General features: G+C 43.8%; 19 protein-coding genes, 7 tRNA genes and 1 riboswitch. Of the genes, 3 read left to right on the forward strand and 23 right to left on the reverse strand.

Annotated features, from left to right (window positions below; translation table 11 throughout):
* Positions 1-250: 250 nt before the first annotated feature.
* From ACTNEW_RS06035 to ACTNEW_RS06120, 18 genes are all read right to left on the reverse strand, one after another.
* Complete coding sequence (locus ACTNEW_RS06035; protein ID WP_441059009.1) at positions 251-1,855, reverse strand: FGGY-family carbohydrate kinase; 1,605 nt, start codon at positions 1,853-1,855, stop codon at positions 251-253.
* 201 nt (positions 1,856-2,056) lie between these two features.
* On the reverse strand, positions 2,057-3,751 hold the full coding sequence (locus ACTNEW_RS06040; RefSeq protein ID WP_441059012.1) for an AAA family ATPase: 1,695 nt from the start codon (positions 3,749-3,751) through the stop codon (positions 2,057-2,059).
* Between the two features lie 203 nt (positions 3,752-3,954).
* Positions 3,955-4,035: transfer RNA gene (locus ACTNEW_RS06045), tRNA-Leu, on the reverse strand.
* A 75-nt stretch (positions 4,036-4,110) separates the two neighbouring features.
* Positions 4,111-4,183: transfer RNA gene (locus tag ACTNEW_RS06050), tRNA-Lys, on the reverse strand.
* Between the two features lie 9 nt (positions 4,184-4,192).
* Positions 4,193-4,264, reverse strand: a tRNA-Gln gene (locus tag ACTNEW_RS06055).
* A 9-nt stretch (positions 4,265-4,273) separates the two neighbouring features.
* Positions 4,274-4,347 (reverse strand) — tRNA-His (locus tag ACTNEW_RS06060).
* Between the two features lie 5 nt (positions 4,348-4,352).
* Positions 4,353-4,426, reverse strand: a tRNA-Arg gene (locus ACTNEW_RS06065).
* A gap of 25 nt (positions 4,427-4,451) precedes the next feature.
* Positions 4,452-4,522 (reverse strand) — tRNA-Gly (locus ACTNEW_RS06070).
* A 35-nt stretch (positions 4,523-4,557) separates the two neighbouring features.
* A tRNA-Pro gene (locus ACTNEW_RS06075) sits at positions 4,558-4,632 on the reverse strand.
* Positions 4,633-4,813: 181 nt separating this feature from the next.
* Entirely contained in the window at positions 4,814-5,293 is a 480-nt protein-coding gene (locus ACTNEW_RS06080; RefSeq protein WP_441059015.1) for a metallophosphoesterase family protein, read from the reverse strand.
* A complete protein-coding gene (locus ACTNEW_RS06085) occupies positions 5,290-5,874 on the reverse strand; it encodes an XTP/dITP diphosphatase (RefSeq protein WP_441059018.1) in 585 nt (194 codons plus the stop codon). The genes ACTNEW_RS06080 and ACTNEW_RS06085 overlap by 4 nt, the downstream gene beginning before the upstream one ends.
* A gap of 78 nt (positions 5,875-5,952) precedes the next feature.
* Entirely contained in the window at positions 5,953-7,104 is a 1,152-nt protein-coding gene (locus ACTNEW_RS06090; protein WP_441059020.1) for a THUMP domain-containing class I SAM-dependent RNA methyltransferase, read from the reverse strand.
* Positions 7,105-7,227: 123 nt separating this feature from the next.
* The gene (yfcE, locus tag ACTNEW_RS06095; protein WP_441059023.1) at positions 7,228-7,773 is read right to left on the reverse strand and encodes a phosphodiesterase; all 546 of its coding nucleotides are present in this window, start codon (positions 7,771-7,773) and stop codon (positions 7,228-7,230) included.
* Between the two features lie 88 nt (positions 7,774-7,861).
* A complete protein-coding gene (locus ACTNEW_RS06100) occupies positions 7,862-8,179 on the reverse strand; it encodes a rhodanese-like domain-containing protein (protein ID WP_441059026.1) in 318 nt (105 codons plus the stop codon).
* A gap of 257 nt (positions 8,180-8,436) precedes the next feature.
* Positions 8,437-8,757 (reverse strand): hypothetical protein, encoded by a 321-nt coding sequence (locus tag ACTNEW_RS06105; protein WP_441059028.1) that lies wholly within the window; start codon positions 8,755-8,757, stop codon positions 8,437-8,439.
* A gap of 339 nt (positions 8,758-9,096) precedes the next feature.
* Positions 9,097-9,300: a hypothetical protein gene (locus ACTNEW_RS06110; RefSeq protein ID WP_441059031.1), complete on the reverse strand. Its 204-nt coding sequence runs from the start codon at positions 9,298-9,300 to the stop codon at positions 9,097-9,099.
* A gap of 24 nt (positions 9,301-9,324) precedes the next feature.
* Positions 9,325-10,479: a glycoside hydrolase family 27 protein gene (locus ACTNEW_RS06115; protein WP_441059034.1), complete on the reverse strand. Its 1,155-nt coding sequence runs from the start codon at positions 10,477-10,479 to the stop codon at positions 9,325-9,327.
* Positions 10,472-11,350 (reverse strand): AraC family transcriptional regulator, encoded by an 879-nt coding sequence (locus ACTNEW_RS06120; protein ID WP_441059038.1) that lies wholly within the window; start codon positions 11,348-11,350, stop codon positions 10,472-10,474. Before ACTNEW_RS06120 ends, ACTNEW_RS06115 begins: the two co-directional genes overlap by 8 nt.
* Positions 11,351-11,940: 590 nt before the next feature.
* On the opposite strand from ACTNEW_RS06120, the gene ACTNEW_RS06125 reads away from it, so the two are divergent.
* Positions 11,941-12,612 carry a YczE/YyaS/YitT family protein gene (locus ACTNEW_RS06125; protein ID WP_441059040.1) on the forward strand — a complete coding sequence of 224 codons (672 nt, stop codon included), beginning with the start codon at positions 11,941-11,943 and terminating at the stop codon, positions 12,610-12,612.
* Positions 12,613-12,806: 194 nt separating this feature from the next.
* Here ACTNEW_RS06125 and ACTNEW_RS06130 read toward each other — a convergent pair whose 3' ends face one another.
* From ACTNEW_RS06130 to ACTNEW_RS06145, 4 genes are all read right to left on the reverse strand, one after another.
* Positions 12,807-13,130 carry a hypothetical protein gene (locus tag ACTNEW_RS06130; RefSeq protein ID WP_441059042.1) on the reverse strand — a complete coding sequence of 108 codons (324 nt, stop codon included), beginning with the start codon at positions 13,128-13,130 and terminating at the stop codon, positions 12,807-12,809.
* Positions 13,131-13,694: 564 nt separating this feature from the next.
* Positions 13,695-14,129: an RrF2 family transcriptional regulator gene (locus ACTNEW_RS06135; RefSeq protein WP_441059045.1), complete on the reverse strand. Its 435-nt coding sequence runs from the start codon at positions 14,127-14,129 to the stop codon at positions 13,695-13,697.
* A gap of 11 nt (positions 14,130-14,140) precedes the next feature.
* On the reverse strand, positions 14,141-15,073 hold the full coding sequence (gene cysK / locus ACTNEW_RS06140; protein WP_441059047.1) for a cysteine synthase A: 933 nt from the start codon (positions 15,071-15,073) through the stop codon (positions 14,141-14,143).
* 172 nt (positions 15,074-15,245) lie between these two features.
* The gene (locus ACTNEW_RS06145; RefSeq protein ID WP_441059050.1) at positions 15,246-16,631 is read right to left on the reverse strand and encodes a glycosyltransferase family 2 protein; all 1,386 of its coding nucleotides are present in this window, start codon (positions 16,629-16,631) and stop codon (positions 15,246-15,248) included.
* Positions 16,632-16,782: 151 nt separating this feature from the next.
* Between ACTNEW_RS06145 and ACTNEW_RS06150 the strand changes: the two genes are divergently transcribed.
* Positions 16,783-18,915 (forward strand): glycogen debranching protein, encoded by a 2,133-nt coding sequence (locus ACTNEW_RS06150; RefSeq protein ID WP_441059053.1) that lies wholly within the window; start codon positions 16,783-16,785, stop codon positions 18,913-18,915.
* A 239-nt stretch (positions 18,916-19,154) separates the two neighbouring features.
* Here ACTNEW_RS06150 and ACTNEW_RS06155 read toward each other — a convergent pair whose 3' ends face one another.
* The gene (locus ACTNEW_RS06155; RefSeq protein WP_441059056.1) at positions 19,155-19,631 is read right to left on the reverse strand and encodes a DUF1700 domain-containing protein; all 477 of its coding nucleotides are present in this window, start codon (positions 19,629-19,631) and stop codon (positions 19,155-19,157) included.
* Between the two features lie 330 nt (positions 19,632-19,961).
* Positions 19,962-20,045, forward strand: a riboswitch (ZMP/ZTP riboswitch).
* A 217-nt stretch (positions 20,046-20,262) separates the two neighbouring features.
* Here ACTNEW_RS06155 and ACTNEW_RS06160 point away from each other — a divergent pair.
* The coding region (locus ACTNEW_RS06160) for a formate--tetrahydrofolate ligase (protein ID WP_441059059.1) at positions 20,263-20,457 on the forward strand (195 nt) is incomplete at its 3' end.

The following is a 20,457-nucleotide window of genomic DNA, read 5'->3' on the forward strand; positions in this document are numbered from 1 at the left end:
ATGAAATTCGGCAATATTACAACAACTCATATGTAACTGTAATCATAAACTCCCAAAATCGTCAAATCAATGACAATTTATTGGATAAATTACCAATTTAAGGGAATGCTTTCCTTTGATCTGAGAAAGGATCCTAATCAGAGATCATTTTTTATATTACAGGAAAATGCGAAGTACTTTCCCTTAATATAAAAAATGCGGCCTCCCTATAGTCAGAGAAGACCGCATATGAATAGAATATTATTTATATTTACCAGATTCCGGAATCCACCGCTGCACGCTCAATTGAAATTCCCTTCATGTAACGTTCCATAAACCGATTATATCCTTCCACGCCTTCCGGATTCGGTTCAAGGGTGCTTCCTTCATTGCCCGCGAATACTTTTTCGTCCAGGAAATGTCCGAGGGTCTCTCCTTCTTCTTTGTTGATCAGATAGGAAGCCAGAAGCGCAATTCCCCATGCGCCTCCTTCGCCTGCGGTAGACATTACGGAAACAGGGGCATTTACTGCGTCTGCCAGAATCTGCTGGCCTACGCCCTCCGTCTTGAACAGGCCGCCGTGACCAAGAAGCTTGTCAATTTTTACGTGTTCCTGTTCCAGAAGGATATTCAGACCTACACGCATTGCTCCAAGACAGGTGTAAAGGTTGGTTCTCATAAAGTTGGCAAGAGTAAATTTGCTCTCCGGAGAACGCGCGAACAGAGGACGTCCCTCTTCAAATCCTGTCATATGCTCGCCTGAGAAATAGCAGTAGGAAAGAAGACCGCCGCAGTCAGCATCTCCTTCCATTGCTTTGCGGTAAAGGGTACCAAACAGCTTATTCATATCCACTTCCATACCCATAGCTTCTGCAAATTCCCGGAAAATACCAACCCAGGCATTCAGATCGGAAGTACAGTTGTTGGAATGTGCCATAGCTACCAGATCTCCGGACGGAGTCGTTACCATATCAATTTCTTTATACGGTCTGGACAGTTCCTTTTCCAGAACGATCATCGCAAATACAGAAGTACCTGCAGACACATTTCCGGTACGCTGTTTGACACTGTTGGTGGCTACCATACCGGTTCCTGCGTCACCTTCCGGCGGGCACATTGGAATACCGGCTTTTAATTTACCTGAAACATCCAGAAGCTTCGCGCCTTCTTCTGTCAGCGTTCCCGCATCCTGTCCTGCAACCAGTACCTGCGGCATAATGTCGCGCAGTTTCCAGGAAAATCCTTCCGGAGCAACCAGTGCATCAAATTTCTGCACCATTTCCTCATTATAGTCCTTCGTTGCAATATCAATCGGGAACATGCCGGCAGCATCACCGATTCCCAGAACTCTTCTTCCGGTCAGCTTCCAGTGAATGTAAGCTTCCAGTGTAGTGATATAATCAATGTCTTTGACATGCGGCTCTTTGTTCAGGATTGCCTGATAAAGATGAGCGATGCTCCATCTCTGCGGAATATTGTACTGGAACAGATCCATCAGCTTCTCGGAAGCTTCTCCTGTGATATTATTTCTCCATGTACGGAAAGGAACCATCAGCTCCCCTTCTTTATTGAACGGCATGTAGCCATGCATCATGGCGCTGATTCCCAGAGCCCCTACGCTCTTCAGTTCTACACCGTATTTCTCTTTTACATCCTGTGCCATGGACTGATAGCTGCCCTGAAGGCCTTTCCAGATTTCCTCCAGACTGTATGTCCAGATACCATCTACATAACTGTTCTCCCAGTCATATGCACCGGATGCGATCGGCTGGTTACTGTCGTCTACCAGTACGGCCTTGATTCTTGTGGAACCGAACTCGATTCCAAGCGCTGTGCGATTGCTTAAAATCGCTGTTTTTGCTTCTGTAATACCCATAAGAAACCTCCCTGATTTTCTTTCTATATTTTTCCTATTTGTTACTGCATATTATATATTTTTTCCGCTGTTTCCGCAATCAAAAATCATATTACACCGGAAAATGGGCAAGCCAAATATATTCGTTATTTCCTTGACGATGTAAGATAGCATTGATATTATAAAAATTCTCAACAGCAAACATTTCCGTTTCATTCCTCTTTACTCTGCTGCCATCACCCGGCAGTTCTTTTTATAAAAGGCAATCCCATATTTTACAATTTGCTTCATGCCATCCTCTTCAAGACGCGCTGCATAACCCTTTTGCTCTATCTGCTCCAGAGCAGCGAGGCATCCAGTCTCAAGATTTCCATCTTCTGGATATTTTACTTCTATAACAACGCCGATCCGTTCCTGGGTCTCAATCAATATATCACTATATCCTTCTCCTGATTCTGCATTGGATTTAACCAACCAGCTTTCTTCATATTGCAAAAGACCAAGAAGCAGACCATGATAAAAATTTTCTTTCTTATCTTTTTGTACTGCCGTATCACGGATACTGATTGATTTCCATAAATAATAATTCAGCATCTCCTCAATTAATTCTGCATTGTTCTCCGGAAAAGCTGTACAAAACTTTTTTATCCGTAATGCATCAGAATGAGTCGTATCCCTGAACCATTCACGAATCTGTAAAATAAACAATTCACGGATTTCCCGGTTAGGAATCGCCAGTCTGAGAGTATTATTTTCCATACTTCCCTGTTTTGTCAAATAGCCTGTCATATACAATACACTCCACAAATTATCAATCGTGGTATCCAGTTCATTGTACGTCAGTTCCATGTTTATCACTTTTGTAATGGATTGTCCTGCAATCAGCTGTTCAATCTCGTTTCTTGTCTGCTGATTTGCCTTGTCAATAAAGCGGCGTACCATAGCATTTCCGCTGGTATTTGTCCAGTAGTTTCCCGGCATGGCATTTCTGTTTTTTAAAAGTGCCTGACAATATTTCATTACATCCCATGGACAGTAAATGTATCTGTTGCCAAAACAATAACCATCATACCATTGTTTCATGGTTTTATATGCAAATTCCAGATTGTAACAGGACAAAAGTTCTTTCACTTCTTCATCCGTAAAGCCAAAATATTCCTCAAAATACTCATCCGCAACGGACATGACATTCAGATTATTCAGCCCTGTAAAAATACTTTCTTTACTGATGCGAAGGCATCCGGTCAAAACTGCAAACTGCAGATATTCATTCGTTTTCAGTCCATTTCCAAGCAGACTACGCACCAAAGCAGTCATTTCCTCATAGTATCCATACTGAAATGCCTTATCCAATGGTACATCATACTCGTCAATCAGAAGAATAACTTTCCTGCCAAAATGTCTGTACAGAAGCATGGACAGTGTCTGCAGGCTGGTCAACAGCAACGTATCATTCATCGTATAACAGCCTTTACTCATATCTGTCAGCCCGCGATACTTTTCCTTTTCATTCTCTGACAGCTGATTGCTGTTTCTCAAAAATGCAAACCTGTCTGCTTCCGTTCCAATCACATTTCGCATAGCATCTGCTGCAGACGCAAAATTAAGACCTTCCACTCCTTTGAGAGTGATAGAAATCACCGGAAACTGTCCCATATACAATTTACATAATTCTTTATCTTCCGCAATCTGAAGCCCCTCGAACAGTTCTTTATCACATCCGATCTCAAAAAAATACTTCAGCATACTCATATTCAGAGATTTCCCAAATCGTCTCGGACGTGTAATCAGATTCACTTTGCCGCCATTTTGAATCAAATCCCTGATTAGACTTGTTTTATCCACATAATAAAAATGATCGGCTGCAAAATCCCCGAAATCTTCAATTCCAATGGGGAGTTTTTTCCTGGAAGCCATCTGTCCACCCCCTTTGATCACCTGTTCTCTTCATTCCATATAAAATCAATACTTTCCTGCATAACAAATCGGACATATAAAGCAGTCATCTGTCATTCTTTATCTACTCTATTTTCTGTATTCTTAATTTTAACATGCATACTTTACTTTAGCAATAGAAAAGACGGTGTTTCAACCACCGTCTCTGATCCACAATTTTATAGTACGGATAGTGGGACTTGAACCCACACGTCTGAGACACAGGAACCTAAATCCTGCGCGTCTGCCAATTCCGCCATATCCGCTTATCTTCTATGATATAAATGATATAAAAAATCCGCAAACCCTTGTATTTACTGGATTTGCGGTACTTTTCAAAATGAGGCATCGGGGATTCGAACCCCGGACAACTTGATTAAAAGTCAAGTGCTCTACCGACTGAGCTAATACCCCATAAACAGACTGGGCTAGCTGGATTCGAACCAGCGAATGCAGCAGTCAAAGTGCTGTGCCTTACCGCTTGGCGATAGCCCAAAGGCAAAGGGTGGATACAGGGATTCGAACCCTGGGCCTCCAGAGCCACAATCTGGCGCGCTAACCAACTGCGCTATACCCACCACAGCGTGCCTGAAGGGATTCGAACCCCCGACCCACGGCTTAGAAGGCCGTTGCTCTATCCAGCTGAGCTACAGACACATACTCTCTGTTTATTCTCCAGAGAAGCGGGTGATGGGAATCGAACCCACGTATCCAGCTTGGAAGGCTGGTGTTCTACCATTGAACTACACCCGCATAGTCGCTGAAACGGTAAATGTTGTTTACAGCAGTCGGGGTGACAGGATTCGAACCTGCGGCCTCCTGGTCCCAAACCAGGCGCTCTAGCCAAACTGAGCCACACCCCGCTGTTCCTATGCAATTTTTCTTCTGGCGCTTGACGCAAGACATATTATATTATAGCGTTCCCAAAATGTCAACATCTTTTTTTAATTTTTTTCAACTTTTTTTTACATTATTTTTTTACCGGAAAATGCAAAGGTTTTTGCCCGGTTTTCCCGGGCCAGAGCGTGTTTAAAAATGACTCTGTTACAGATAACAGATCTCTGCATCCATATTGCCTTTGCCGTCCGTATGCAAGACTGCATAGCTCGGTCTGCGTCCGGACTGTCTCGGATAGGACAGGCTTCCCGGATTCAGCACAAGTATTCCATCCTTTTCCATAATGACCGGCTTGTGTGTATGTCCGAAAAATACCGCCTGGCATTTTCTGTCTTCTGCCGCTTCTACAACCCCCCGCAAATCCATGGATACTCCATAGTAATGTCCATGAGTCACAAAAACCTTCCTGCCTTCCAGCATAATTTCTTCTTCTCTCGGAAGATCCGAAAAAAAATCATTGTTGCCGGACACCATACAGCACGGACAATCTGCGAGAGCCTGAATAAAAATTTCCCGGCCCTCCACATCTCCGCAGTGAATCAGCATATCAAAAGGAGCTTCCTGTGCCACAACCATTTCCAGATTATCATCTCTCCCATGAGTATCGCTCACAATCAGTACTTTCATCTCAGTTCATCCTTTATCGCACGAAGGGCTTTTCCCCTGTGACTGATCTTATTCTTTTCTTCCATAGACAGTTCTGCAGAAGTGCAGCCATATTCCGGAAGATAAAAAATCGGGTCATAACCAAAACCGTTTTCCCCTTTTTCGTCATATCCGATACGGCCTTCCATCGTTCCGCGCACTGTTTTTACCGTACCATCCGGAAATGCAGCCGCGATGGCGCATACAAAACGGGCAGTCCTCTGTTCGTCCGGTACTCCCTCAAGACGCTGGACCAGATTGGCATTCTTAATATGGTAAGAGGTATCTTCACCCATATACCGTGCGGAATAAATCCCCGGTTCCTTGTTCAGATAATCAATTTCCAGACCAGAATCATCTGCAAGAACAATCTCTCCTGTCATTTCACAGATTGCCTTTGCCTTAATCCGGGCATTTTCTTCAAAAGTCTTTCCGTCTTCCACAATATCTGCTTCAATGCCTGCATCTTTCAGAGAAAGAACCTCTGCATCAAGATCTGCAAGAATTTCTCTGATTTCTTTCATCTTTCCCTGATTTCCTGTGGCAAATATGATTTTTTTCATGTTGTAAAGCCTCTCTTCTTTATTATGTGCTTTTTTTATACGCTCTTTTTATGCACTTCTCTTTATAAGCTTCTCTTTTTATGGCTGTTTCTTTTTTGGCGGACGAGGTCCCAGGAACTGATAGTAGTAAGTCTTCAGCATACCATTATAAATTTTACGATTTTTATCTGCTTTTTTACCAATATCATTCTCTGCTTTTTCATACGAAGTAATCAGATACATGGACCATTTGTCCAGATTCCGGTAACTTTCCCCGATTTCCCGGTAAAGCTGCGGCAGAGCAGCCTTCTCTTCCAGTCGTTCTCCGTATGGAGGATTGGTAATGATAAATCCATAGGGCTTGGGATGATGAAGTTCTTTGACCGGGCGTCTCTGAAAATGGATCAGTTTCTCCACGCCCGCCATCTTCGCATTGGAACGTGCGGCTCTGAGCGCTTCATCATCAATATCATATCCCTGAATATCCGTTTCGATATTCAGATTCATCCTGTCATTTGCCTCTTCCATGGCATCATACCAGCATTTTCTCGGCACCAGATGCTTCCATTCTTCTGCAAGAAATGACCGGTTCATTCCCGGGGCGATATCTGCCGCCATCATTGCCGCCTCAATGGGAAATGTTCCGCTTCCGCAAAACGGATCCACGAGAATCCGGTCTTTATTCCACGGAGTCAGCATGATCAGAGCAGATGCCAGAGTTTCTGTGATCGGTGCTTTCACTGTCATCTGACGGTATCCGCGTTTGTGAAGGGAAATACCGGAAGTATCGATTCCGATCGTTGCCACATCCTTCATAAAAGCCACACGGATCGGAAAGCTCGCTCCGTCCTCTTGGAACCAGGAAATGCCGTAGACGCCCTTCAGACGCTCTACAATTGCTTTTTTCATAATCGACTGGATATCAGACGGGCTGAACAGTTTACTCTTCACAGAATTGGCTTTTGCCACCCAGAACTTCCCGTCAACAGGAATAAATTTCTCCCATGGAAGTTCTTTTGTTTTGTCAAAAAGTTCCTCAAAAGTTTCGGCTCTGACCTCCCCCACTTTCAGAAGAATTCTCTCGGTCGTCCGCAGAAAAATATTGGCATCCGCAATTCCCTGAGCATCTGCCAGAAACGTTACCTTGCCGTCTTCCACTTTCGTAATTTCATATCCAAGATCCGTAATCTCACGTTTCAGCACCGCTTCCAGCCCGAAATGGCATGGTGCAATCAATTCCCATTTTTCCATGGTATCCTCTCTTTATCGTTATTTTTTATGATTGATACTAATCCATTATTTTCAAAATTTTCAAACACGCTCCGGCTGCCGTATGTTACTGTAAACAGAACGAAACAGTAACTATATGTTATGTTAAGAAAGTTGCATTTCTTTCACAACATTGCCGTCAAAATCCTTGATCTGGAAAACACCGTTTTCCAAAACCGCATATGTAGGCGGGTTTCCTTCTTTTGGAATGGAAACAGAACCCGGATTCAGCAGAATATATCCGTCCATCTGCTCCGCCTTCAGCACATGGGTGTGTCCGTGAATCAGAATATCCCCTTCCTGGAGCGGTGGAAGATTGTTCTGATTATATACATGGCCGTGAGTAGCATAAAGGGTCTTTCCATCGATGGACAGAATACAATAATCTGCCATCACTGGGAACTCCAGAACCATCTGGTCTACTTCCGCCTCACAATTGCCTCTTACTGCATAAATCTCTCTTTTTTTCTCATTGAGCATAGGAATGACTTCCTTGGGGGCATATTCTTTCGGAAGATCATTGCGGGGACCGTGGTAAAGCAGATCGCCCAGCAGCACCAGACGCTCTGCTTTTTCTTCCTTATATGCTTCCAGCATTTTTCTGCAGTAATATGCAGAACCATGAATATCAGATGCAAACATGTATTTCATAATTTTCTCCTGTTAACACTTCATCATAAAACGGATATGCCTGACGACGCAGACGTGATCCTTCTTTTCGGTTACCACTGTTACATTATCACGGTTCCCGGGAAATTACAAGATTTCTTCCGCGGTAAGCTTCAAAACCTCCGATCACAGACCGGGTCCGGTACCCTTTTCTGGCAAATTGCCTGGCTGCCATCATACTTGCCCCACCCCGGTCACAGTAAAACACCAGAATTTTGGTCACGGGAAAATCTTTCCTCTCTTCCAGTTCCCCGTAGGGAACACTGACTGCAGTCCGTACATGTCCCTTCTCATAGGTTTCTCTTTCACGCAGATCTATGATCAAAGCATCCGAACGCCCAACATAATAGTCCAGCATTTTTGCCGAAATAGTCTCCAGCTGAAACATATGATACTCCTTTTTTTTATATCATATGAAACAGACTCCGGCCATTGTTACCGCTGGCCGGAGTCTCTGAAATTTATGCTTTTATCACTCATGGATATCAGTATATCATTTTCCATATACTATAGGCAGTTTTTTCTGCCGCTTAATACTATAGGCAGTTTTTTCTGCCGCTTATTTTTAAAGAAGGGAGAAGTAATGCGTATGAGTCAATGAGCACCGGCTTGCACAGGATTTCCGGCCAGCCGGACTTTTACCAATTAATATCTGCTGGAATAGTCGTCCATTTCAGAACTGTATGCACTTGTACTTTTATTTCTGGAACTGTTTTTCATGTTGTTTTTACCAGAATCCTGAACATTTCTGGAATTCTGGGAACTCCGGGTATTCTGGGCATTTTGAGCGTTCTGCGCATTTCTGGAATTCTGAGAATCCTGTGCGTTTCGAGAATTCTGTGTATTCTGGGCATTCCGGGAATTCTGGGAATCCTGTGCGTTTCGGGAGTTCATTTCGTTCTTATTGGATGACCTGTTAGCAGAATTGCTGCCTGTTTTGTTTTCATTTTCATAATTTTTTGCCATATCAAAATTCCTCCTAATGCAATTAATATGGCAGCATTTCCTGTGAAAAATGCTGCTTTTTTTCATTACACCGTCTATTATCCCAAAAACTTGCCCGATTATTCATGAAATGATATTGCTTTTTTTTCCAATTTATATTATAATCTTGGGTGTAAAAAGAGTTTACCCTTCAAAAATTCTTTTTACATAACCCCTTATTTAATTATTTATACTCCCCTCGAAACGCCCGGTAGCTCCCCTACCGGGCGTTTCACTGTGGATAATCCGTTTAGATATAAAAATGGAGCCATTGCTCCATAGATGATTATTCATCTATTTTGCAACGGCCCCATCATCATTTTATCTTACAAACAAAGAACAGGTTCCCATCTGGTAAAGACGTTCAATCAGGTCTTCCAGCTTCTCTCTTGTGGTTGATAATTCTGACGCGAAACAATCCAGGCACAGGAAATTCTCCGCATCACGTGAAATCAGTTTTTTATATAATGCAATTTCATCGCTGGTCAAAAACGCAGCACAGTGAGTACACTGATGGTTTGTCATATTACCTCCAGATTTTCTGTAAAATCATTTGCAATTCTTGGCGAGACGGCAGCGGTAAACTTTGCAGCCGTGAGCAGAAACAACAGGCGCAAAAAATTCCTTCTGCAGTCCCAGATCCTCATGGCTGATGCAGTCCCGAAATTCGAATGCATATCCTGCAGATGCAGAAAGCCCCATGTCCCAAAAGTTCAGCACAGCCTTTGCTTTGGTATCTCCAAAGTTGAAGAATGCAATGGCATAGTCCCCATTTGCCAGGGGCTTTACGAGAACAAAAACATCGGGATTCCCATAAACAGGAAGAGAATAACAGCTGTGAACGCCGGGATCCTGATTCAGTGCGATTACCTCTTTGTTCAGCAGTATTTTCTTTGTGGCATCCGTCATTTCGCGCATATCACATCCAATGATCAGAGGCGAATTCATCATTGCCCACAGTGCAAAGTGAGTCTGATATTCTTCATCCGTGCATCCTCCGATGGAAGTTTCAGGATTCAGACCCTTTCCATACATTCCCACAACCAGCATGTCCATATCGTTGAAGCAATCCGGGCCATTATACCCCTGCAGATTGATCTGAGATGATGCGATTTTCTGAATAGAATTCCAGGCATCCTGAATGTCAATGGTGGAACGGAAAGTGTGTGCTCCGGAGGAACGTATCCACTGATGGACATCTTCTGTTCCCCACTGGCAGGCTGCCAGCAGAATATCCCGCCCTGTACTGCGCAGAGCCATGCTGATCCTTCGGTATAAAATGTTTGTTGCTGTACTTCCGGGGCGATAGCAGTTGTCATACTTCAGATAATCAATGCCCCAGTCGGCAAACTGCTGTGCATCAGAAAATTCATGCTCAAAACTTCCCGGATAGCCTCCGCAGGTATGTGTCCCGCAGCAGGAATAAATACCCATTTTCAGTCCTTTGCTGTGTACATAATCGACTACTTCTTTGATGCCATGGGGAAACTTCTCCGGATCTGCCATCAGGTGTCCCCTGGAGTCTCTCTGGCGTGCCTGCCAGCCGTCATCCAGGATCAGATAGTTGTATCCCGCATCCAGCAGGCCCTGTTCGACCATGGTATCCGCCATGGAACGAACCAGCTCATCGTTAATTTTGTCATAAAATGTATTCCATGAATTCCATCCCATAGGAGGGACAGCTGAAATCATCTGATTATTCATTTTTTTTCTCCTTTTTCTCGTTCTGGCGGAAATGCAGGGGGCTGAGTCCGCAGTTCCCTTTGAATGCTTTGGAAAAGTTCAGCGGATTGTCATATCCTACCTGTACTGCGATATCCTGAACGGAAAGCTCCGTTTTGACCAGAAGTTCCTTGCTTCGTTCAATGCGGCATTTCATCAGGAATTCCTGAAGGGAAATTCCCGTCATCTGCTTATAAAGCGTGGAAAAATAGCTTCTGGAAAATCCAACATACTCCACAACATCATTGACAGTAATGGTAGCGTAATTATAACGTATAAATTCGGTTGCACGTTTGACGTAAACTTCCGGTGAATACCGCATGGACGTCATGGTGCGTTCCAGGTTCTGCGTCGCACTCATGGCCAGCGCCAGAAGTTCAATCAGAATTCCTCGTCTGTGCAGGTCGTTGATGAAATTCATTTCCGGTTTTTCGTGCATTCGATAGAGCAGACTGTAAAATTCAGATACTTCTATTCTGGAATCCAGACAATAAATTTCATCTGTAAATCCGATATAATCACACATTTTTTTTGCCGCATCGCCTTTGAAACCAACCCAGCAGTATTTCCATGGATCCTGTTCATCGGCAATGTATTCTGCCCGTTCTCCTTCTTTCAGCAAAAAGAGCTGATTTGCCCGGGGATGAAGTACCTGGCCATTGATACGTAATACCCCTGTTCCGCTGAGCACTGCGTGAAGGCAATAATAATCTTTGATGTCCGAGCCATAGCAGACGCCTCCGTCGCACTGTTCCAGACCGCAGGAAATCAGGCAAAGTTCTCCTGTCTGGTCGTGGTCGTATTCAAGACAATGATAAAATCTGTTTCGCTTAAGCGTATCCTCTGGTTTCATTAACTCTCCTTACTCTCGGGTGTCTCCGCGATTATTGGCGTATCATTGATCTCTTTGGATGATTGTATTATAAAACAAAGGATTATGGAAGTACATGATATAATGTTTTGTTCGATATGTGAAAATGTTCTTTTTTCTGAACTTAATTTTTGATATTACTTATATAATTCGAAAAATATGTGAAATACAAGATAAAAAAAGAACATTTTACCAAACAGACAAACTTACAAATGAACTGGTAAAGATTTATGCAATCAATCCGGTGACGTCGGACAAGGGTGTATTCCTGCATTTATGCATGAAAGTTTGCGCTTTATTTTTTAATTTTCCCCATTTTTTACCCAACTTTTTAAAAACAGCCAGAAATTTTCTGTATCCCGGCAGCTTTCGCATCCATCAGGCAGACTCCCGCAATAAAGATTTATTCTATGTCTCCAACAAACATACTTGACAAAGAGCTGCCGATTAGGTATATATGAATTATGACCATCGGGGATGATATCTTCTGTCCTTTCCCCCAAAGCAGGCCGCCAGGGACAGGCAAGGTGCCACTCTTCTCCGTCCCCAATACAACAAAGGAGTCTCATTCTATGAAAAAAAGAAGCTATCAGGAAACTGCCCTGCGCATCCTCATTCTGCTGGTCGGACTGACCATTGCGCATCTGGGTGTCACGCTTTTTCTTCTGTCCGATCTCGGGGCTGACCCGTTTAATGTACTTGTACAAGGTGTATATCGTACCTCATCCGCTCTTACAGGATGGTCTATCCTGACCCACGGACGGATACATATCATACTGTGCTTTGTGATCATTCTCATCCTGTTATTTGCAGACAGAAGTTATATCAAAGCAGGCACCATTCTCTGTATGATCTGCGGCGGACCGATTATTGATTTTTTTACCATTTTTCTGGCTCCGCTGTTTCCGGAAAACAGTCCCCTGCTCTACAAGATTTTTATGCTCGCTCTCGGATGTGTGATTCTGGCCTATGGCATGACCATCGTCATCAAATCCGATGCAGGAACAGGCCCTAATGATCTGGTAGCTGTTGTCATCAGTGATAAGTCACATAAGCCTTTCAGCATTGTCCGTATCGTGGTGGACGCCACTTTTGTACTGGTCGGTTTTCTGCTGGGCGGTGCAGTCGGAATCGGAACAATCATCTGTGCAGGATGCGTCGGCCCTGTTGCCGGAGTATTTCTTCCTTTCAACGAAAAAATCGTTCAAAACATACTTCGTAAGTTTCTTCCTGCAATACAATAAAGTATTAACTGTTGTTTATACTTACTCAGCACAGCGTGCTGCTCCTGCGTGGATTTCTGTATCAATATCATTCAAAAACCGCTGTTCCCTCAGTTTCATACACTGCCGGAGCGGCGGTTCGCATTTCATTCGCAAAAACTGCTTTTCTGTTTTTATATTTCCACGCACAGATAAAGGAATCTGCAGTGAATTCATCATATACGTCGGATATCGTTTTCCCGTATGGAACACATCCAGCGCCCTACCTTAAGAATTTCAGACTCATCTTTCATTGTCTGCTCCATCTCCTCGTCAAATTCCCGATATACGTCCCAGAAATCCAGAATTTCCTGACCGGCTGCGTTGATTCTCCTCTCTTCTCCGGAACCATCAAAAAAGTACAAACAACATGCTTCTTCATTCTGAAATTCTCCCATGCGCTGCAGCATTTCCCCATTGCATATGTCAACCGCTTTCTTCACATTTTCCATTGACATATCCTCTCCTGCAGACAGTAAAAACAATTCTGATAAATACATATCTTCCTCCATTTGTAAATCACCAAACTTATACGGTTACCTGCATCTTTCTGTTTTTCGGATAATACTATATTTGGTAGCAATCCTGTTACTAATGTAGTAGATATACGCGCAAAAATCAACATAATTCGTCCGACAATTTTCGACATTTCTCGATTTTTTTCAATAACTCATATATAAAAACAGAAAAGCAGAAAATGAAATATATTTTTTGCCTTTCATTTTCTGCTTTCTATATTTAATAAATATCTTCCTGCTGTGTCAAATATCCATACATGTACCAGCCTGCTGCACAAAATATCATACATCCATTTATCACATGATGATGGGGTCAAAAGGTATTTTGACCCCTCTGATACACGGATTTCTCCGCACTCCGTGCTCCCGAAAATCTGCGCTTCGCTCCGGTCGGCGCTAAACAAACATCCACCGGACGTTCAGCGCCCTAAAAACATTCGAAATCCGCCCTATTCGGGCTACTTTCTCATGTTTTTGCGGGTCCCAAAGTCATGTTTTTTCATGCAAGCATGAAACACATGACCTTTTGACCCTTGTATCATCACATTAGATATAATACATATCCTCCCCAGAATTTTCATTCCGCAGATATTCTTCCTTCAGGTCGTCCAGGGTAAGTCCGGACAGAATCGTCTCTGTTTCCTGATTCACCCGGTCGATCAGCAGGTGTTGAATGGCATCGGAAATCCCTTTCTCTTTTCCGTCGTCGTCCTCCAGAAAATAATTTCCATCCAGAGCCACAATAACATCCGAAACCCGGATCTGGTCTGCAGGAATCTTCAAAAGATATCCTCCCTGCGCGCCTTTCACACTTTTTACGATTCCAGCTCTCCTTAAGCCTGAAAAAACCTGTTCCAGATACTGCGGCGATATGGCATTCCTCTCTGCAATACTGTTCAGAGATACGTGGCCATTCGCTGAATGAACAGCCAGATCGATCAGCGCCCTCAGACCATATCTGCTTTTTTTGGAAAGTTTCATCGCGCTTTCACCTACTCTGCAAACAATGGTGTGGAATAATATCTGTCTCCATTATCCGGCAGAAGTGCAACAATGGTTTTGCCTTTGTTTTCCGGACGTTTCGCCAGTTCGATCGCACCGTGGAGCGCAGCACCGGAAGAAATTCCCACCAGAACACCTTCCTGTTTTGCAAGAAGCTTGCCTGCCGCAAATGCGTCATCGTTTTCAATAGTGATAATTTCATCATAAACACTGGTATTCAATACATCCGGCACAAAACCTGCACCAATTCCCTGAATTTTATGCGGACCGCCTTTTCCCTGAGACAGTACAGGAGAACCTGCAGGTTCCAGCGCAACAATTCTGACATCCGGATTCTGGGATTTCAGGTATTCCCCGACACCGGTAAGTGTTCCGCCTGTACCTACACCGGCAATAAAAATATCTACCTTTCCGTCTGTGTCCTTCCAGATCTCAGGACCTGTGGTTGCTCTGTGCATAGCTGGATTTGCCGGATTAACGAACTGTCCCGGAATGAAACTTCCCGGAATTTCCGCTGCCAGTTCCTCAGCTTTGGCAATAGCACCTTTCATTCCTTTTGCCCCTTCAGTCAGCACGATTTCTGCCCCATAGGCTTTCAGAATGTTTCTGCGCTCTACACTCATGGTTTCCGGCATGGTAAGAATGATACGATAGCCCTTGGCTGCTGCAATGGAAGCAAGACCGATTCCTGTATTTCCTGAAGTCGGTTCAATGATCACGGAACCTTCTTTCAGTACTCCTCTCTGCTCCGCGTCTTCGATCATGGCTTTTGCCACACGGTCCTTGACACTTCCTGCAGGATTAAAATATTCCAGTTTAACCAGAATGGTAGCTTCCAGTCCAAGATTTTTTTCAATATTGGTAACCTCTACCAGAGGGGTGTTCCCGATCAGTCCCAATGTGCCTTTATAAATATTACTCATAATATATCTCCTCCATTTCCTATACATTTACTATGTTTTTAATTTACAAGTATTATATTCCATCTTTTCCTATTTATCAAGTATGTTTTTTATTTTTTTTCATATTTTTTTATTCTGTTATTTCATACAGCTGAACAGAGATATTGCTGCCCGTAACCTATATACCAGAACATTAATACTTTCCCGCCAGGGCTCTTCTGATATTCTGATTCCGCTTTTCGTTCAGCCGCTCAAACATAATAATCTCTTCCTGCGAAAATCCCTCGTACTGCAGCTGTTCGAAATCGTCCAGCACAAGAAGTGCTTCTGCCAGAATTCCGTCTGCTTCCGGCGTCAGTACATATTCACTGGCTTTTGTTTTTCTTTTTGGCTCCTGAACGAGGTCTTTTTCACTCCGGTCTCTGGTTTTTCTGGTTTTCGTCCTGTTTACAGGCTTTTCCTTCACTTCGATCAGGTTTCTGGAAAGCAGGCTCTGAATGGAGAAAGACAGTTCTCTTCTTGTGATATCCAGAATCTCTGTCGTTTCTTTGAAAGTACAGTTTTCATGCGGACGGCTGAAATAAAACAGCAATTTAATATCCACTGTCTGCAGTTCGTTTTTCAGTGCTACTACATCAAACAATCGTTCCTGCAGTTTTCTCTCCCTGTATAAATCAAAGAAAAATCCTTCTCCTTCCTGTACTCCTTCACTTACGCTTGTCCGCTCTGCCCCAAGCTTATAACTTCCCGGAAGAATCGAAGGCGCAACCACACCGTCACCGGCAGCCTCAATCAGGAACCGGTACACCTGCACCTTGTATTTTTCGTAATCTTCCTCGTCAAAAACATCTTTGCAGAAGCTGTTATAATACTCAAACACCGTACGTTTCATCTGAATTGTCTTTTTCACACTCATTCCCTGAGAAACCAGCGAACCTTTTGTTTTTACATAGTAGTACACCGGTACTTTCAGCGCATAAACACTGCGGATATGGCGGACATATTCCAGATTGAACATAAAATCCTCACACCAGCTCACAGAACTGTCCATGCGAAGACGATAGCTTTCTACAATTTCCCGTTTATATAATTTATTCCACAAAACTCCATAATAAAAATCCGCCGGCTTCTGCAGCATATTTTCCGCAAAAGTCACCTGGTCCATCAGCCCATCCTCTTCGATTGCACCTTTCTGGGAAACCCGTTCTCCAATGACCCTGTAAAAATCGGCGATCACCATATCACACTGGTTTTCTTCCGCTGTACGAACAAACAATCCTGTTGCCTCCGGAGTGATCCAGTCATCACTGTCCAGAAACTGCAGATATTTCCCCTCAGCAATGTCCAGCCCGCGATTTCTGGTATCGGAAACTCCCGAATTTTCTTTATGGATCACACGGACGCGTTCATCTATTTCCGCATAACGGTCACATATTTCACCGGAAGTGTCAGTACTTCCATCATCCAGTAAAATCAGCTCAAAATCTTTGAACGTCTGGTTCAGAATGCTGTCAATACATCTTGCCAGACTCTTCTGGGCATTATAGACCGGTACGATCACGCTTACTACTGGTCCCATTTGGCTACCTCCTGATTTCTTTCCAAAGCATCATTCTGAAAATTATTTTAACAAAAAAGTAATTTTTTTCAAGCTGATGCCCTGGATTTATGGTAGAATAAGCGTATTATTTGCTTTCACCATAAATTTCTTCAGAAAGGTAACATACTTTATGCAATTATATACTCAGAATTATACCTCCGGCTCCCCCGTCCATCACACTCCCATGGCAGTCATTTCCGGTTATCCGGTCCGCCCCGGCATGTTTGACGTAAATGGGGCAACACCCCTTCAGTACGGAGTAAACTTCACCATTCACACACATGGCGGCACTTCCTGCGAACTTCTTCTTTTTCACAGAGGTCAGGAAGAGCCTTATGCCGTTCTTCCGTTTCCGGAAGCTTACAAAATCGGAGATGTTTATTCCATGCTCGTTCTTGGCCTGGATATCGAGGATCTTGAATACGCATACCGCATTGACGGCCCCTATTGTCCGGAAAAAGGGCTCCTTTTTGACAAAAAAAATATTCTCCTGGATCCTTATGCCAGAGCAGTCGCCGGTCAGCGTATATGGGGATACAAACAGGAAAATGCCTATCACGCACGGGTAGTCAAAGACGTGTTTGACTGGGGCGATATGCCTCAGTCTCATAAAGAAATGAGTGACCTGATCATCTATGAACTGCATGTGAGAGGCTTTACCCAGCATCCCTCTTCCGGCGTTCAGCACAGGGGAACCTTTGCCGGACTTATGGAAAAAATCCCCTATCTGAAAGAGCTCGGAATCAACGCAGTCGAACTCATGCCGATCTTTGAATTTGATGAAACGGTCAATACAAGAGAAGTCAATGGGCAGAAGCTGCTGGAATACTGGGGATACAATACCGTTGGATTTTTTGCCCCGAATACCAGCTACACTGCTTCCCGGGAATACAATCAGGAAGGCACAGAACTGAAAACTCTGATCAAATCCCTTCACGACAATGGAATTGAGGTTATTCTGGATGTGGTATTCAACCATACTGCAGAGGGAAACGAAAAAGGGCCTTCTTTCTGCTTCAAAGGCCTGGATAATAACATCTATTATATGCTGACTCCGGATGGAAATTACTATAATTTCAGCGGCTGCGGAAATACCCTGAACTGCAACCATCCTATTGTACAGCAGATGATTCTTGAATGTCTGCGCTACTGGACCGTCAGCTACCGGGTGGATGGTTTCCGTTTTGATCTGGCAAGTATTCTCGGCCGCAATGTAGACGGATCCCCCATGAATAACCCGCCTCTTCTGAAAAGCCTGGCCTACGATCCGATTCTGAGCAATGTAAAGCTGATTGCAGAAGCATGGGACGCCGGCGGCATGTATCAGGTTGGAAGTTTTCCTGCCAGCAAACGCTGGGCTGAATGGAACGGCAGATACCGGGATGCCCTTAGAGGTTTTCTGAAAGGAGAATGCTGGCGCGCATGGGATGCTGCACAGAGTATCTGTGGTTCCGGTGATCTGTACGGAGGTTTTTATGACAATCACAACAACAATTATGCCGGATACAATTCCTGTGTCAATTTTCTGACCTGCCATGACGGATTCACGCTTTATGACCTGTATTCCTACAACGATAAACACAATGAAGCCAACGGCTGGAACAATACGGACGGATCCAATGACAACCTGAGCTGGAACTGCGGTGCTGAAGGCGAAACCAGTGATCCCCAGGTTCTTTCCCTGCGTTACCAGATGATCCGCAATGCCTGTGCCGTTCTTATGTGCAGCCGGGGAACTCCCATGTTCCTTGCAGGTGATGAATTTGGAAATACACAGTTCGGAAACAACAACGGATATTGTCAGGATAATGAAATTTCCTGGCTTGACTGGAATCTTATTCAGAAAAATCATCATCTGCTGGAGTTTTTCCGCTATATGATTCATTTCCGGCTGCGTCATCCCATCATCCGCAAAAAACTCCCGACTGCTGTCTGCGGTATGGCTCCCATGCAGACACACGGATCGGATGCCAGAGAACTGGACATCCCCTATGATGCCAAAACCTTCTCCGTCAGCTTTGCCGGATATGACAGAGAAAAAGGCCACGATGATCTGGTCTATATATCAATAAATACCTACTGGGAAGATGTGCTGATCACTCTTCCAGCACTGCCTCACGGCGGAGTGTGGTATTTATGTGTCAACACCAGCGGAGACGGTCTGGGGCGCTGTTTTTATCCGCAGGGACAGGAGGTTCGTGTAGACGGTTCCTTTATCCTGCGCGCAAGATCAGTTGCTGTTTTTACGGTAATGGACTGCTGACACAATAACTCTTATGATTCCCGGGTATATGCTGCATAATATGCTCAATGAAAGAAAAAAAAGTCCCGGGGAAATGTGTATTCCTGGCACACATTTCCCGGGGACTGTTTGATTTCTTTATTACTTTTCCAGTTGCCGTTTTTCCGCTCTCATCGTTCACGGAAAATCTTCAACGGACTGAAACACTCCTGTTTCAACAAATAACTTGTCTGATTTCTCATCTGCAGTATTGTGCCAGACTATCTCTTACGTATCCAGGATATCAGATACAATACGAGACATACGATCACAATAACCGGCAGTACCGTTCCGATCACCACCAACAGCCCTGCAATAATCAGTGCCGCAGCCGCGATTACAATAGCCTTTCCATACCAGGTAGTCAGATCCAGACGATAGGTACGATGCTTCACCTGTTCCTGATTCATTCTGTCATAACCGGAACCATTCTCTGATCCCTGTTTTCTCTTATCCGATGATTCATATCTTCCGCTGCCATAAACTGCCTGATCTGACTGCGGGTCCGTATCCAGAAGAGTTCTGGCAATCAGCCGCGGATCTCCCAATTCCTGAAGAATTTCTGATTCGCTGCGTCCTTTCTTCATCTGCTCCTCAAAATAATCATGATAATAGCGTATATGAGCGGCAACACTCCCCTCCGGCATCTCACCGGACAGCTGCTCTCTTAAGATTTCCAGAAATTCAGTTCTGTTCATATTGTCCTCTCCGTCTTATAAATGCTATTTGGGTTTGCGTTTATTCTAACATAATTTACGGCGATATCAACGGAGGAAACTATAAAATTTTTATAAACCACAATGAACAGAGATACATTAAGCAATCTATGAAAAAGACTATGAAGAGATCTGTTATCTGACACAGTTCGCTTCCACTCCTATATTTTCATGTAAAGTGTATATGTTTTTCAATTTTGTTGCACTTTTTACAATTCTCGTCTTAAAATTTAGTGCATTTTTACATTTCCAAGAATTTGATAAATTCTTGACAAATTCTGAATCGGGTGTTAGAATCAAGTCATCAGTTAAGAAATCACTGACAACTGACGGATACAGTGGAGGTTACCACAGGGAATCAGTGATTTGTTTTCGCCGACCGTCTGGGCAGTATTTGAGCACATCAGATACTGTCCTTTTTTGTTACCTTTTCCAAAAGAAACAGGACGCAGAAATCAGGCCTCGGCTGTTTTACCCTCACGGTGATATCCGCCAGAGCGTGTTTGAACATTGCTCTGGTACATCACTGTAAACCTACCTGAAACTGCATGTAATATGTACTTTCAGAGAACTTGCACCGGCATCTGTGTATGCCGACGAAAGGAGAACAATTATGGGATTCAAAAGCGACATCGAAATTGCACAGGAATGCGAAATGCTTCCAATCACTGACATTGCAGAAAAAGCAGGTATTGACGACAAATATCTGGAGCAGTACGGAAAGTACAAAGCAAAAATCGACTACAATCTTCTGAAAGAAACCGATAAGGAAAACGGAAAACTGATCCTCGTTACCGCGATCAACCCG

Origin of the sequence: Blautia sp. HCP3S3_G3, assembly GCF_052063365.1 — a bacterium.
In the GTDB taxonomy this organism is placed as follows: Bacteria; Bacillota; Clostridia; order Lachnospirales; family Lachnospiraceae; genus Blautia_A.

Excerpts from the sequence above, each read along its gene's own strand:
- ACTNEW_RS06035 (WP_441059009.1), bottom strand. The coding sequence starts at position 1,855 with ATGGGTATTACAGAAGCAAAAACAGCGATTTTAAGCAATCGCACAGCG.
- ACTNEW_RS06040 (WP_441059012.1), bottom strand. The coding sequence starts at position 3,751 with ATGGCTTCCAGGAAAAAACTCCCCATTGGAATTGAAGATTTCGGGGAT.
- ACTNEW_RS06080 (WP_441059015.1), bottom strand. The coding sequence starts at position 5,293 with ATGAAAGTACTGATTGTGAGCGATACTCATGGGAGAGATGATAATCTG.
- ACTNEW_RS06085 (WP_441059018.1), bottom strand. The coding sequence starts at position 5,874 with ATGAAAAAAATCATATTTGCCACAGGAAATCAGGGAAAGATGAAAGAA.
- ACTNEW_RS06090 (WP_441059020.1), bottom strand. The coding sequence starts at position 7,104 with ATGGAAAAATGGGAATTGATTGCACCATGCCATTTCGGGCTGGAAGCG.
- yfcE (WP_441059023.1), bottom strand. The coding sequence starts at position 7,773 with ATGAAATACATGTTTGCATCTGATATTCATGGTTCTGCATATTACTGC.
- ACTNEW_RS06100 (WP_441059026.1), bottom strand. The coding sequence starts at position 8,179 with ATGTTTCAGCTGGAGACTATTTCGGCAAAAATGCTGGACTATTATGTT.
- ACTNEW_RS06105 (WP_441059028.1), bottom strand. The coding sequence starts at position 8,757 with ATGGCAAAAAATTATGAAAATGAAAACAAAACAGGCAGCAATTCTGCT.
- ACTNEW_RS06110 (WP_441059031.1), bottom strand. The coding sequence starts at position 9,300 with ATGACAAACCATCAGTGTACTCACTGTGCTGCGTTTTTGACCAGCGAT.
- ACTNEW_RS06115 (WP_441059034.1), bottom strand. The coding sequence starts at position 10,479 with ATGAATAATCAGATGATTTCAGCTGTCCCTCCTATGGGATGGAATTCA.
- ACTNEW_RS06120 (WP_441059038.1), bottom strand. The coding sequence starts at position 11,350 with ATGAAACCAGAGGATACGCTTAAGCGAAACAGATTTTATCATTGTCTT.
- ACTNEW_RS06125 (WP_441059040.1), top strand. The coding sequence starts at position 11,941 with ATGAAAAAAAGAAGCTATCAGGAAACTGCCCTGCGCATCCTCATTCTG.
- ACTNEW_RS06130 (WP_441059042.1), bottom strand. The coding sequence starts at position 13,130 with ATGTATTTATCAGAATTGTTTTTACTGTCTGCAGGAGAGGATATGTCA.
- ACTNEW_RS06135 (WP_441059045.1), bottom strand. The coding sequence starts at position 14,129 with ATGAAACTTTCCAAAAAAAGCAGATATGGTCTGAGGGCGCTGATCGAT.
- cysK (WP_441059047.1), bottom strand. The coding sequence starts at position 15,073 with ATGAGTAATATTTATAAAGGCACATTGGGACTGATCGGGAACACCCCT.
- ACTNEW_RS06145 (WP_441059050.1), bottom strand. The coding sequence starts at position 16,631 with ATGGGACCAGTAGTAAGCGTGATCGTACCGGTCTATAATGCCCAGAAG.
- ACTNEW_RS06150 (WP_441059053.1), top strand. The coding sequence starts at position 16,783 with ATGCAATTATATACTCAGAATTATACCTCCGGCTCCCCCGTCCATCAC.
- ACTNEW_RS06155 (WP_441059056.1), bottom strand. The coding sequence starts at position 19,631 with ATGAACAGAACTGAATTTCTGGAAATCTTAAGAGAGCAGCTGTCCGGT.